The following is a 12,294-nucleotide window of genomic DNA, read 5'->3' as shown; positions in this document are numbered from 1 at the left end:
GAACTCCCCTCGTAGGTCAGCGATCCGGACGCCCTCCCTGTGTCAGCGGTTGGACTTCCTTCCGATGCCGGCGGGCCGGCTCCCCCTGGTTGCCGGCCTGCCGCCTCCCCGTGCGGCTGGTGTGGGTCCTCGGCGAGCTACTCCCCGTGCCGGTCCAGTGCGGACCGTTCTGACCGCGAGCTCGTCGAGGTCCCGGGAGGCCCCAGCGGCCGACCCACCGGCGGGTGACCAGACCCACCGGTTTTCCCGTGTCAGCCGAGCCGTCGCACTCGTCCCCTGTGTCGTGTGCCTGGCCTGTTGCTGGGACCCCGCCCCGGGTGCGGTGCCCTGACGGCGCACGGCATCCGGTACAGGCAGGACAGATCCGCACTTCGCAGCACTCCGGAGCTCTCGACAGCCGTTCGGCGCCCCCACCGTCCGGCCGTCGGATGCCCTCCGCGTCGCCTTCTCCGAACTCGACGGCTCAGCGCTGATCCATGGCCTCTTCATGGTTCACCGCCTTTGTCTGCCGTACTGCCCGGTGTCGGTCTCTGCGTCGTGGAACCTGCCCTACGGCTGTAATTCTTCGCCGTACAGGTATGTCAGGACGAGGCAGAAGGACCGGCAGTTACCCGGCAGCTTCGGTCGATCGGCGTCAGGAAAGAGCGGCCAGTACGTCGTTCGCCAGCCGCTGCACCGATGCCGCGGGGTCGGGCTCGGGCCAGCCGTCGGCGACCGATGCGCTGGAGCACGACTCCTGCAGAACCGCCCACGCCGTCGGCAGCATCGGCGGGTCCATCGACCGCTGCCATGCCAGCAGTTGGCCACACAACGCGTCAGCCTCGGTCGACTTGCCGAGCGCATGCAGGACCGCCACGGCCTCGGGCAGCACCTCGAGCAGGTACACCACCCGGCCCTCGGCCAGGAGCCGGTTGACCGCGTCCCGGATGCACAGCCGGGCCTGCTCGGGATCACCTGCGTCGCGAGCCAGACGTGACCGGTAGAGCATCACCAGGTAGTCGAAGTACCCACGGTGTCCACGGATGTCAGCGTCCGCCTCGTCGAGCAGTGCGCGTGCCTCGTCGTACCGGCCGGCGTGATACTCGACCATGGCGAGCGAACCGGCCAGCTTGGTCCGCTCCGGATCGTCCGAGGCCTGACTGTCCCGAGCGAGCGACACCCATCGTCGCGCCCCGGACAGGTTGCCTAGCTCAAGCTCGACCCGGCTGAGCGCCATATACGCGATCTCATCTGCATAAACGCCCGGATTGACCAGTGCGGCCTCCCAAGCGAGCAGGAGCTCCTTTGCCTCTGGCAGGCGTCCCCAGCGCAGTAGAGCGAGCCCACAGATGGCCTGTACGGTCGCAGACCGCTGAGCGTCACCGTGTTTGCGCGCATCCTGCACCAGCGCCGGAATCTCGGCCAGGCTCTGAGTGTCGAGCAAATGCGAGCCGGACGACACCCAGCCGCCGCGAGCGACCAGACCGAGCTCTGTCTCGCCAGGGATGAGTGTGCGCGCCTCTCCGTAGTGTCGACGGGCTCCGCGGATGTCGCCGGTCAGACTGGACAGCCGGCCGGCGATCGCGCGCAGCATGCCGCCGACCTCCTTGTCCTCGACGTTGTCCGCACAAACCGTCGCCCAGCGGATCCCGCTCTCGGCCACGCTCGCCTGGTACTGCCACGCGATCCGGAACCCCAGCACGATCCGCGCAGCCACATCCCACTGCCCGAGCTCAGCAGCTCGCTCCAACGCCACCTCGAACAGCGCTGAGTTCGCATGAGCAGCCCGGTATCGGCGATCCCGGTCCGGCGACGACCACGCGCCCTCAAGCCCGGAGACATACGTCGAACACCACGCGACCGCCCGGTCCCGGAACTCGATCAGATCATCGCCCTGCGACGACAGACCGGCGTACGCGTGCTCACGGATCGTCTCCAGCAGCTTGTAGCGAGCGCCGTACAACTGCTCGAACTCGTGCACCGGCTGCAGCAGCGACTTGTCCACCAACTCGGCCAACAGCATCGGTACGTCGGCCGCCTCGATCGGTGCGCCCGTACACACGCCGACCACGGCCTCAAGCGTGAACGGCGACCCCAGCACGGACGCCCGGTACAGCAACTGCCGAGCCGGATCGGACAGCGCGTCGACACTCCACGCGATGGTGTCCGCCAGCGTCCGCTGATGAGGTGCACCAAACCGCCTCGGTCCGGACAGCAGCCGGAACCTGTCGTCCAGCGCGGCCAGTATGGTCTCGACCGACAGTGACCCGGCCCGTGCGGCCGCCAGCTCCAGTGCCAGCGGCAGTCCGTCCAGCCGGCGACACAACCGCGCGACGATCGGCGCAGTCTCCGCGGTCAGCAAGAAATCGGGCCGCACTCGCGCCACTCGCCGGCAGAACATCTCCACCGCCGGGCTGGCCTTGATCTCGTCGAAATCCTTGTCATTGGCCGGTACGCCGAGCACCTGCACCCGCCGGACCACCTCATCCGGCAGACCGAGCGGAATCCGCGACGTCACCAGCACACCAATGCCCGGGAAGCTGCGGACCATCCGATTCGCGACCGTGGCGACCCCATCGAGCACGTGCTCGGCGTTGTCCTCCACAATCACCAGGTCACCCGGCCGGCGCCCGGACAGTACGTCGTCCAAGTCCGACGTACCGGGCGCTGTCCCGAACGCGTCCAGAATGGCAGTCGGTACGGCGGCATCGCGCTGGACTGTGGTCAGGTCCACGACGACCACGGTCGTGTCGACACCGGAGAACCGGTCGGCCGCGGCCAATGCGAGCTCTGTCTTACCGACACCGCCCGGTCCGACCAGGGTGACCAGCCGGTTCTGCCCGAGCAGTCCCTCCAGCTCGAGCAGCTCCTCCTCGCGACCGACGAGGCCGTCCGGGATCGGCCGCGTGCCGCGCCAGCGCAGTCCGGTCGGAGCGGGATCGGCTACCGAAACAGTCGGTCGTGAGGCCGTCCGAGTCTGCGACGCTCCACGTCCGGCAGCCGCGAGGAACCGCTGCGTATCCGCGTCGCCCAGCTCAAGGCCGGAAGCGAGCAGTCGAACGGAGTCCTTCCGGGGACGTGCCACCCGGCCGGCCTCCAGCTCGCGGATCGTTCGCACACTGAGCCCGGCCGCTTCGGCCAGCTCCTCCTGCGAGAGCCCGGCCTGGACCCGCAGGTCGAGCAAGAGATCGGCGAAACTCCGCCCACCATCAGCCCGGCCACCCGCGTCCGACACAGCCCGTCACCCCTCTTGAGGCACCACGTTCCTGGAGGGTGTCTGGGGATCCTGCGCCGTAGCGAGCAGGTGCTCGGCGGAGTGCCTCGGTGTGCTGGAGGGGAGGGCTCGATGCGGATCCATCGTGCCCTTCCCTCCAGTGCGCCGAGGTGCCCGCCGAGTGCCGCGCAGTAGGCGCAGGATCCCCAGACACCCTCCGCACAACATAGCGTGACAGGCGGGTTCGTGCCGGACGTGCCCGGCGAGGGAGATGCGGGTTGGGTCACACTTAATTGTTGCCTCAGGCAATCAGAAAACGCGCTAAGCAGAGGCTTGAACCGGCAGGGATTCATTGTCGGCGGTATACAAGGAAAGCACGCCGTGCCACTCGTCGATGCGGGCATGAGTGACCGCCCGGCCGGAATCGGCATTCAGCAGGCTGCCGACACAAATAGCGCGGGTCGCACGGATGAGGAAGTCGGTGCCGAGCACCGCGCACTGGGCCCGAAGGGTGTCAAGCGCTGCCATGCACGCAATTCAAGCGGAGTCGTGTTTCGCAAACGTAACGCGCTCCGCAACATCACGATAAGTCACCGAAATCCCTCTTCGGCGGGTTACCCGGTAGTCCGTTAACCAGCCAGCCAGGAAAGCCGGACCTGCCGCCGGGGATTGTCGACGTTCGTGTCGACCAGGCAGATCGACTGCCACGTCCCGAGCATCAACTGCCCGCCGATCACCGGGACGGATGCGTACGGCGGAATCAGCGCAGGTACCACGTGGTCCCGGCCGTGTCCCGGCGTACCGTGCCGGTGCCGCCACCCGAAGTCGCGCGGCAGCAACTGCTCGAGCACCGCGAGCAGGTCGGTGTCGCTGCCGGCACCGGTCTCGAGGATGGCGATCCCCGCGGTCGCATGCGGCACGAACACGTGCAGCAGCCCGTCGCCGTGAGCCTGATGGGCCTCAGCGGCGACGAACTGCTCACACTGACTGGTGAGGTCGAAGACGACCTCGGCACTACCGGTGCTTACATCAATCAACTCAGAACGCATGCACCGCACTCTAGGCCGGGACGATGTTGACCAGCTTCGGCGCGCGGACGATGACCTTGCGGGTGCCGCGGCCGTCCAGCGCCTTCTGGACCGCCTCGGAGGCCAGGGCCAGCTGCTCCAGGTCGGCGTCGGTGATGTCCGGTGAGACCTCCAGCCGGTCCTTCACCTTGCCTGCGATCTGGACCACGCAGGTGACCGTGTCCTGGACCAGCAGCGCCGCGTCGACCTTCGGCCAGCCCGCCTTGGCGACGGTCGGCTCGTGGCCCAGCTCCTCCCACATCTCCTCGGCCGTGTACGGCGCGACCAGGCTCAGCAGGATCGCCACCGTCTCGACCGCCTCCCGGACGGCCGGGTCGGCCGGACCGGGACCGGAGTCGATCGCCTTCCGGGTCGCGTTCACCAGCTCCATGATCCGGGCGACCACGACGTTGAACCGCATCGAATCGATCAGCTCGGCCGCGTCCGCCACCGTGCGGTGCGTGACCTTGCGCAGCTCGATGTCACCGGTCGCCGGATCCACGCCCACCGGCGCCTCGACCGCTCCGGCCAGCCGCCACGCGCGCTGCAGGAACTTCAGCGACCCGCCGGGCGACATGTCGGCCCAGTCGATGTCGTCCGCGGGCGGACCGGCGAACACCATCGTCAGCCGGACCGCATCGACGCCGTACTCGTCCAGCTGGTCGCCCAGGTTCACACCGTTGCCCAGCGACTTGCTCATCGACTTGCCCTGGTTGATCACCTGGCCCTGGTTCAGCAGCCGCGTGAACGGCTCGACCGCCGTCAGCATCCCCATGTCGTGCAGTGCCTTGACGAAGAACCGCGCGTACAGCAGGTGCAGTACGGCGTGCTCCTTGCCGCCGACGTACTGGAACACCGGCATCCAGTTCTCCGCCGCGACCGGCTCGAACGGGCCTTCGGTGTAGTCCGGGGACAGGTAGCGCAGGAAGTACCAGGACGAGTCCACGAAGGTGTCCATGGTGTCGGTGTCGCGCTCGGCCTTGCCACCGCACTTCGGACAGTCGACCTCGACCCAGTCGCGGTCGGCGGCCAGCGGTGACACGCCCTTCGGTGCCAGATCGGCGCCGCGCAGGTCGGGCAGCTCCATCGGCAGCTGGTCGTCCGGGACCGGCACCTCACCACACGACGGGCAATGGATGATCGGGATCGGGCAACCCCAGTACCGCTGCCGGCTCAGCAGCCAGTCGCGCAGCCGGTAGTTGATCGTCCGCTCGCCCCGGCCGGTGCTGTCCAGCCACTCGATGATGCGGGACTTGGCCTCGTCGACGCCCAGCCCGTCCAGGCTGATCTCGTCGTTCGCACTGTTGATCGCCGGGCCTTCACCCGTGTACGCCTTGCCGTCGAAGTCCGGAGTCGGCTGCACGGTCCGCACGATCGGCAGCCCGAACTTCTCCGCGAACTCCCAGTCGCGCGAGTCCTGGCCGGGCACGGCCATGATCGCACCGGTGCCGTAGTCGGCCAGCACGTAGTCGGCGGCCCAGATCGGGATCCGCTGTCCGGTGACCGGGTTGATCGCGTACGAACCCAGGAACACACCGGTCTTCTCGCGCTCGGTGCTCTGCCGCTCGATCTCGGTGGTCGCCTTGACGGCAGCCAGGTACTCGTCGAAGGCGTCCTGCTGGTCCGGCGTCACCAGCTCCGCGGCCAGCTTCGCATCCGGCGCGACCACCATGAAGGTGGCACCGAACAGCGTGTCCGGGCGGGTGGTGAAGACCTTGATCGGCTCGTCGCGGCCCTCGACCTGGAAGTTCGCGAACGCGCCCTCGGACCGGCCGATCCAGTTTCGCTGCATCAGCAGGATCTCTTCCGGCCACTGCAGCTGGTCCATGTCGTCCAGCAGCCGCTGCGCGTAGTCCGTGGTCTTGAAGAACCATTGCGTCAGCTCACGCTTGGTGACCTCGTTCCCGCAGCGCTCACAGCGACCCTGGATGACCTGCTCGTTGGCCAGCACGGTCTGGTCGAACGGACACCAGTTGACGTACGACGCCTTGCGGTACGCCAGCCCGCGCTCGTAGAACCGCAGGAACAGCCACTGCGTCCAGCGGTAGTACTCCGGGTCGGACGTGTGCAGCCGCCGGGACCAGTCGAAGCTCATGGCGTAGCGCCGGATCGACTCCGCCTGCGTCTCGATGTTGGCGTAGGTGTAGGTCGCCGGGTGCTCGTTGCGCCTGATCGCGGCGTTCTCGGCCGGCAGTCCGAACGAATCCCAGCCGACCGGGTTCAGCACGTCGTACCCCTGCTGGAACCAGTAGCGGGCCTGCAGGTCGTGCAGCGCGAACACCTCGGCGTGACCCATGTGCAGGTCGCCGGAGGGGTAGGCGAACATCGTGAGCGCGTAGCGCCGCTCCGCCGAGCCGTCGTCCTTGGCCTTGAACGGGTCCAGCTTCTCCCACACCGGCCGCCACTTGGCCTGCATGGCGTTGAAGTCGTAGCCGCCCCTGTCGATGGGTCCATCTACTGGGTTGTCAGCCTCTACCTGCTCGCTCACGGTCCTACTCCATATTTCTTGTGTCTTGTTGAGCCTTAATGTGCCAGATGGCATCGAGACATAAAAAAGCCCCTCACACAGGAGGGGATGCCGTACTGACCGCGCCAGTACGGCTAACTAAGGAGCAGGCTCACTCGTCGCATACGTCCAGGATAGCACCGAAGGGGCAATCCGCTCGGGACGCCAGGGCAGAGCCCGCGTGGGAACCGCCCGGCCGGGGCCTCGCGTAGTTACCGTTCGAGACAAACCTACGATTCTTGGGGAGAACATCGCATGATGCACCTGGGCAAGACGACCGCGGCGGCCGCGCTGGTGATGACGGCGCTGGCGGCACCGACCGCGGTGGCCCTGCAGCAGCACTCTGCCGACACCAAGGCTGCTGGGGTCAAGCTCGTCGGCGACACCTGGGTCCGGACGGAGCTGTTCTTCGGTACCGACAAGCCGGGACCCGACGTGACGGACTACCAGTTCACGAAGTTCGTCGACTCGACCGTCACGCCGCGGTTCCCGGACGGTCTGACCGTGCTGGCCGGCAACGGGCAGTGGAAGGGCGAGAACGGCAAGGTCGTCAAGGAGCGCTCGAAGGTCATCATCATCCTGTACCCGGTGGCCGGTGCCGATCAGAGCAGCACGAAGATCGAAGAGATCCGCGACCTGTACGAGAAGAAGTTCCAGCAGGAGTCCGTGCTGCGGACCGACAGCACCGAGCAGGTCTCGTTCTAGACGAACTCAGTACCGCCGGTACGACGATGCTCGCCTGGTGTGCGCCCGTAGTGACGCCGGAACGCGGTGGAGAACGGGCGTACGTCGGAGTACCCGCAGGACCGGGCTACTTCGGTCACGGTGAGCGCGGGGTCGAGTAGCAGCTGTGCGGCGAGTTCCAGCCGCAGCCGGCGCAGGGTCGACATGATCGACGCCCCGGTCTGATGCTGGAACAGCCGCTCCGCATGGCGCTCCGACAGGTGTGCCACTGCCGCGACGTCCCGGACGGTGATCGGCCGGGACAGGTTGTCGCGCAGGTGCCGCAGCATCGCCTCGACCACCAGCGGAACCCGATCCCGCCGCACCGGCTCCACGTCGAGATCCTCGTCCAACGCAAACGCCCGAGCCGTCTCAATCACCAGAGTCGAACCCAGCGCCGCCAAAACTTTGCCGTAACCACCAACGGGCGCAGCCGCCTCAGCGGCAAGCGCTTTAACAAGCGCCGGAAGTGAACCGACCCGGTCGGACACCACCGGCCCGTTCGGCCGGGTAAGCCCGGACCACCAACCGGGAAGGTCAGGAACGGCCGAAGGCCGCAGGCCGGATTCAGACGCGGCCGGAGGCCGCCGACCGCTTGTGGCGGAGTCGGTGGGGCTGGGGGTGGTGGGTCGGAAGGTGAAGCCCCAGAAGGCTATTCCTAACGGGGCGGCTTGGCTGGACTCTATTTCGTGGACGTCGCCGGGGCGGGCCAGGAAGACGGTGCCTGGGTGGACGTCGTACTGCGTTGATCCGTTGTTGAAACGGCCTTCGCCGGAGTACGCCAGGCACACCTCGTGGAACGAGTGGCTGTGCCAGTAGTTGCGCCAGTACTCCGGCCGGTAGTGGCCCCAGCTGAGGAAGTCCGCGCGGAAGCCGTCGACCTCGCAGGACTCCAGCAGCCCCGCGAGGTCGACGAAACGGTCCGCCGCAGCGACGGAAGCCAGGCTCAAACAGCACTCCTACCCGTGGGGTCGACTCCTCGCAGCATCATGCCCTGACCGAGTGAGTGGTCGTGGGTCTTGACCGTGGGCGGGTCCGCCGGGTCGCGGTACTGGATCAGCCAGGTGGTCCGCGGCTCCTCGCTCACGTTCACACCGGAGCCGTGCACGGTCAGATAGGTGAAGAAGAGCACGTCCCCCGCCTCGGCCGGCTGTGGCGTCGCCGACTCGAACGGCGGGTCGATCAAGTGGTACGACCCCTCGGCCTCGTGCTCCCGCGGCCCGGATTTGTGACTGCCCGGGATGACCCGAACGCAGCCCTTCTCCACGGGCGCGTCGTCGAAGTGGAAGATCGCCGCCCCGACGCGGTGATAGGTGTGCGGGAAGAACGGGTAGTCCTGGTGCAGCGGGAACGGCGAACCGTTCTCCGGCGGCTTCACGAACAGCTTGGTGTGATGCAGCTGGACGTTCTCCACCCCCATCACCGCAGCGGCCACGTCGGTGAACCGCGGGTCCACCAGCAGCTTGGCGAACTCGGCGTCGTAGAACTGCGCATCGTGCAGGTGCTGCAACCGCGTCGCGCCGTCGGACAGCCCCATCGCGGACTGCCAGGTCGGGTCGTCGTGGCGGTTCAGCTGCGCCAGCAGGTCGTGGCTGCGCTGCCGGTAGTAGGCCGCCTCCTCCTTGCTGAGCAGGCCTTTCACCAGCACGAAGCCGTCGTCGGCGTACTGCTGTGCCGCCGTCGACAGATCGGGCTTGTCTGAGGTGACAGTCATCTCGAAGTTCCTCCTGATCGGGTACTTCGAGACTACGAACGCCGGCGCCCGGACGGCAGGACCGGACCGGACGCCGATGTTCGTCAAACGGACACGTCTACAGTCCCAGCTGGCCCAGCCGCACGCTGATCCGCGGATCGGTGGACACCACCGGAGCGCTCGAACGGACCCAAGGGTCTCCACCGAAGTACGTCTTGAAGATGTTCTCCGCGGTCCGGGTCGCGAGCGCCTGCGAGGTCAGTGTCGGGTTCGGGCCGCCCAGCCCGTTGGACAGCGCGGAGTTGTCGCCGATGTACAAGCCCTTCACGGCACGCGTCTCGCCGCTCGGGTCGACGACGGAGTTGCGCTCCGAAGACCCCATCCGCATCGACGACTGCACGTGCAGGATCAGCGGCGCCCAGTCGATCCGGTACACCTTCTTGGCACCCGCGCCACGCAGTAGCTCGGCCGCCTTCCGCGCCATGAACTCGCGGTTTCGCAGCGTCCGCGGGGTCCGTTGCCGCTGCTTGAAGGTGACCTTCGGGATCGGCCCGTTCTCGTCGGCCGGCAGCGCCGACAGCGTGACCCGGTTCTGCGCCTCGACGTCGTCGTCGGTGATGACCAGCACGCTCAGCAGGTGGTCGATCCCGTGCGAGAGGACCTCCTTCAGCTCTGGCCCCATCACCCGTCCGGCCGGACCGTCCCACGGCCCGGTCATCCCCCGGCCGTTCTTGTACTGTCCGCGGATCCCGCTGTCCGACAGCGTTCCGGCGAAGGCGGCCAGCGCCGGCGGCAGGCCGACGTTCTCGAGACCGCCGTACGGCGGATAGTCGAGCCGTGCACTGGATCCGACGCCCTTCGGGTTGCCGGTGTAGTCGTCGAAGACGCCGAACACCCAGTCGAAGAAGTGGTCCGTGTAGCCGCGGCCGACCCAGCCGTTCGGGTTGGGCAGTCCGCTGTTCATCCAGAGTCGCGGGTTCTCGGTGCAGCCGCCCGACATCACCACGACGCGAGCGTCCTCACGGTGCTCGACACCGCCCTGTCGCCAGGTCACACCGGTCGCGGTCAGCACGCCGTGCTTCTGCTCCGAGTGCACCCGCGTCACGAACGCATCCGCGATCAGCTCGACGGGTTTGCCACCCTTGGCCCACACCTCCGCGGTCAACGCCATCGGCACGTAGCTGTTGTCCGTCGACCGCTTCGCGAATTGGTTGCGCGGGGCCCCCTTCGGCCGCATGCAGCCCTGAAAGCAGTACCCACAGAACGTGCAGCCGGTCGCCTTCGGATACACCAGCAAGTCCGACGAGGAGGTCTTGCCGGCGGTCCCGCCCGGTTGCAGAATCGCGTTCTCCTGCGGTCGGTAGGCCGGGTGATGCGTCGTCTTCGTGGTCTGCACCGGCAATCCGAGTGTCTCCGCGCCGCGGAAGAACGTCTGCTCCTTGTGCCCCATCCCGGCCGTCATCACGGGCATGGTCGCCTCGACCCACTCGAAGTACGGCACCATCTCGCTGTACGTGAACGGGAAGCGGTGGTTGACGTCGTACCCGTTCTTGTCGGCGCCGTCGTACCCCTCGAAGACGCCCGGGTACGCGCGGGGGTAGTTGCCGTAGAAGTGTTGCGTCGTCCCGCCGACCCCGGACAGCTGCCAGACGAACGAGTTCTGCGGCCACTCGCGGTACCAGGCCGGCTTGGACCGGTCCGACGGTCCCCAGCGCAGGTAGCCGGTGAGCGGGTTGTTCGCGTCGTCCTCGAACGTCGTCCACTCCTCGCGCGGCTTCGCGTGCCGCGGTCCGGCCTCGAGCAGCAGTACGTCGAGGCCCTGGGCGGCGAGCTCCTTCGCCACCACCGGCCCACCACCCCCGGCCCCGATCACGATGACATCGCGCATCAGTCGCTCACCTTCTGGCGTCCTTGGTAGTACCCGATGAAGTCGTCCCAGCCCTCGACCGGGCCGTGGGGCTGGTAGCCGGTGACGTTCCAGCCGACCGGGCGTTTGCGCAGCGTGCGGTTGACCTCGTCGTAGACGGCCGATTCGCCGTACGCCCCGAACGTCGCGAACTCGATCAGCGCGCCGCCGACGAACTTCAGCAGTCCGGACACCGACGCCTTCAAGGGCTCCGGGAAGTGCACGTCGAGCAGCTCGACCAGATCCGCGTCGGTCTGCTCGATCAACTCGAACGCCTGCGCCTTCTCGGCGTACGAGAGCCGCGCGAACGGCGACAGGTGCGGCCCGTTCACCGCGAGCGGATTGACCTGGGTGGCCATCAGGTTCAGCAGGCCGGCGATCGGGAACGACAAGGGCAGCGCCTCGTCGCTCTCCAGATACGCGGCCAGCGCGCGATCCAGCCGATGCAACTGCACCGGCAGTACGTCGAGACCCGGCAGCGAGATCCCCGAATCGGCGAGGCCGCTCACCAGGGCGGCCCCGACGGGCTGGGCGATCTCGTCCGGGAACGGGACGAAGTTGTCCAGCGAGTTGATGATGAAGTCGGTCGCGCCGGCCTCGATCGCACCCGGCGTCGGGCTCGGCGTGCCCTGGGTCCGCGAGTAGGGGTCACGGCCGGGCATCGCGAACACGGTCAGCCCGTTCATCGTGTCCCGCGCCAGCTCCGCGAGCACCGGCCGGATCAGCTCGACGGCCGGCGGCAGCAGCGGATTCGTGGCCGCGTCGGCGGGGGCCAGCAAGCCGCGCGCAAGGAGCCCACCTCCCCCGACCGCCGCGCCAAGGACGCCGACCCGGGCCAGAAACGCCCGTCTGGAAAGGTCTCTCCTGCCAACCATGCGACGCCCTCCGTTGTGGGACCAGTTGTCCTACTGGTCCCACAACGACTGGCGTCAGCGCGGGTTACTGGTCGGTCGGTTCTTCGACCGGTACGACGATCGGCCGCAGCCGGGCCCACAGGACGAACAGGGCCGCGAAGACGAGCATCGCGATGCCGCCCCACAGGTTGATGTTGATGCCGTCGGCCTTGTTCACCTCGTCCGGGTTGGCGACGATCCCGAGGATCGTCAGCACCGCACCGTAGATCGCGATCAGGACCGCGATCACCACCCGGATGTCGAACGCGCCGGCCTTCTTCTTCTGCCCGTTATCTTGTCCAGCCATGGTTCC

10 protein-coding genes are annotated in these 12,294 nt (G+C 67.6%); 1 reads left to right on the top strand and 9 read right to left on the bottom strand.

The features are described from left to right. Positions 1 to 634: 634 nt before the first annotated feature. From ACWF4Z_RS34415 to leuS, 4 genes are all read right to left on the bottom strand, one after another. Positions 635 to 3,214, bottom strand: coding sequence for an ATP-binding protein (locus ACWF4Z_RS34415; protein ID WP_452247389.1), 2,580 nt, complete (start codon positions 3,212 to 3,214; stop codon positions 635 to 637). Positions 3,215 to 3,514: 300 nt separating this feature from the next. Next, positions 3,515 to 3,721 carry a hypothetical protein gene (locus ACWF4Z_RS34410; RefSeq protein WP_452247388.1) on the bottom strand — a complete coding sequence of 69 codons (207 nt, stop codon included), beginning with the start codon at positions 3,719 to 3,721 and terminating at the stop codon, positions 3,515 to 3,517. A gap of 101 nt (positions 3,722 to 3,822) precedes the next feature. Continuing rightward, positions 3,823 to 4,242 (bottom strand): YjbQ family protein, encoded by a 420-nt coding sequence (locus ACWF4Z_RS34405; RefSeq protein ID WP_452247387.1) that lies wholly within the window; start codon positions 4,240 to 4,242, stop codon positions 3,823 to 3,825. A 10-nt stretch (positions 4,243 to 4,252) separates the two neighbouring features. Continuing rightward, positions 4,253 to 6,748: a leucine--tRNA ligase gene (leuS, locus tag ACWF4Z_RS34400; RefSeq protein ID WP_452247386.1), complete on the bottom strand. Its 2,496-nt coding sequence runs from the start codon at positions 6,746 to 6,748 to the stop codon at positions 4,253 to 4,255. Positions 6,749 to 7,021: 273 nt separating this feature from the next. Between leuS and ACWF4Z_RS34395 the strand changes: the two genes are divergently transcribed. Beyond that, a complete protein-coding gene (locus ACWF4Z_RS34395; RefSeq protein ID WP_452247385.1) occupies positions 7,022 to 7,471 on the top strand; it encodes a DUF3574 domain-containing protein in 450 nt (149 codons plus the stop codon). Here ACWF4Z_RS34395 and ACWF4Z_RS34390 read toward each other — a convergent pair. The 5 genes from ACWF4Z_RS34390 to ACWF4Z_RS34370 form a co-directional block, all read right to left on the bottom strand. Beyond that, positions 7,468 to 8,439: a helix-turn-helix domain-containing protein gene (locus ACWF4Z_RS34390; protein WP_452247384.1), complete on the bottom strand. Its 972-nt coding sequence runs from the start codon at positions 8,437 to 8,439 to the stop codon at positions 7,468 to 7,470. The two genes, ACWF4Z_RS34395 and ACWF4Z_RS34390, sit on opposite strands and share 4 nt — an antisense overlap. Beyond that, positions 8,436 to 9,203 (bottom strand): phytanoyl-CoA dioxygenase family protein, encoded by a 768-nt coding sequence (locus ACWF4Z_RS34385; protein ID WP_452247383.1) that lies wholly within the window; start codon positions 9,201 to 9,203, stop codon positions 8,436 to 8,438. The genes ACWF4Z_RS34390 and ACWF4Z_RS34385 overlap by 4 nt, the downstream gene beginning before the upstream one ends. 97 nt (positions 9,204 to 9,300) lie before the next feature. Beyond that, positions 9,301 to 11,070: a GMC oxidoreductase gene (locus ACWF4Z_RS34380; RefSeq protein ID WP_452247382.1), complete on the bottom strand. Its 1,770-nt coding sequence runs from the start codon at positions 11,068 to 11,070 to the stop codon at positions 9,301 to 9,303. Continuing rightward, positions 11,070 to 11,963: a hypothetical protein gene (locus ACWF4Z_RS34375; protein ID WP_452247381.1), complete on the bottom strand. Its 894-nt coding sequence runs from the start codon at positions 11,961 to 11,963 to the stop codon at positions 11,070 to 11,072. The genes ACWF4Z_RS34380 and ACWF4Z_RS34375 overlap by 1 nt, the downstream gene beginning before the upstream one ends. A gap of 64 nt (positions 11,964 to 12,027) precedes the next feature. Beyond that, on the bottom strand, positions 12,028 to 12,288 hold the full coding sequence (locus ACWF4Z_RS34370; RefSeq protein WP_452247380.1) for a hypothetical protein: 261 nt from the start codon (positions 12,286 to 12,288) through the stop codon (positions 12,028 to 12,030). Between the last annotated feature and the right edge of the window lie 6 nt (positions 12,289 to 12,294).

This window comes from Kribbella sp. NPDC055071, from assembly GCF_053608045.1.
This window is presented reverse-complemented; position numbering and strand designations above follow the sequence as displayed.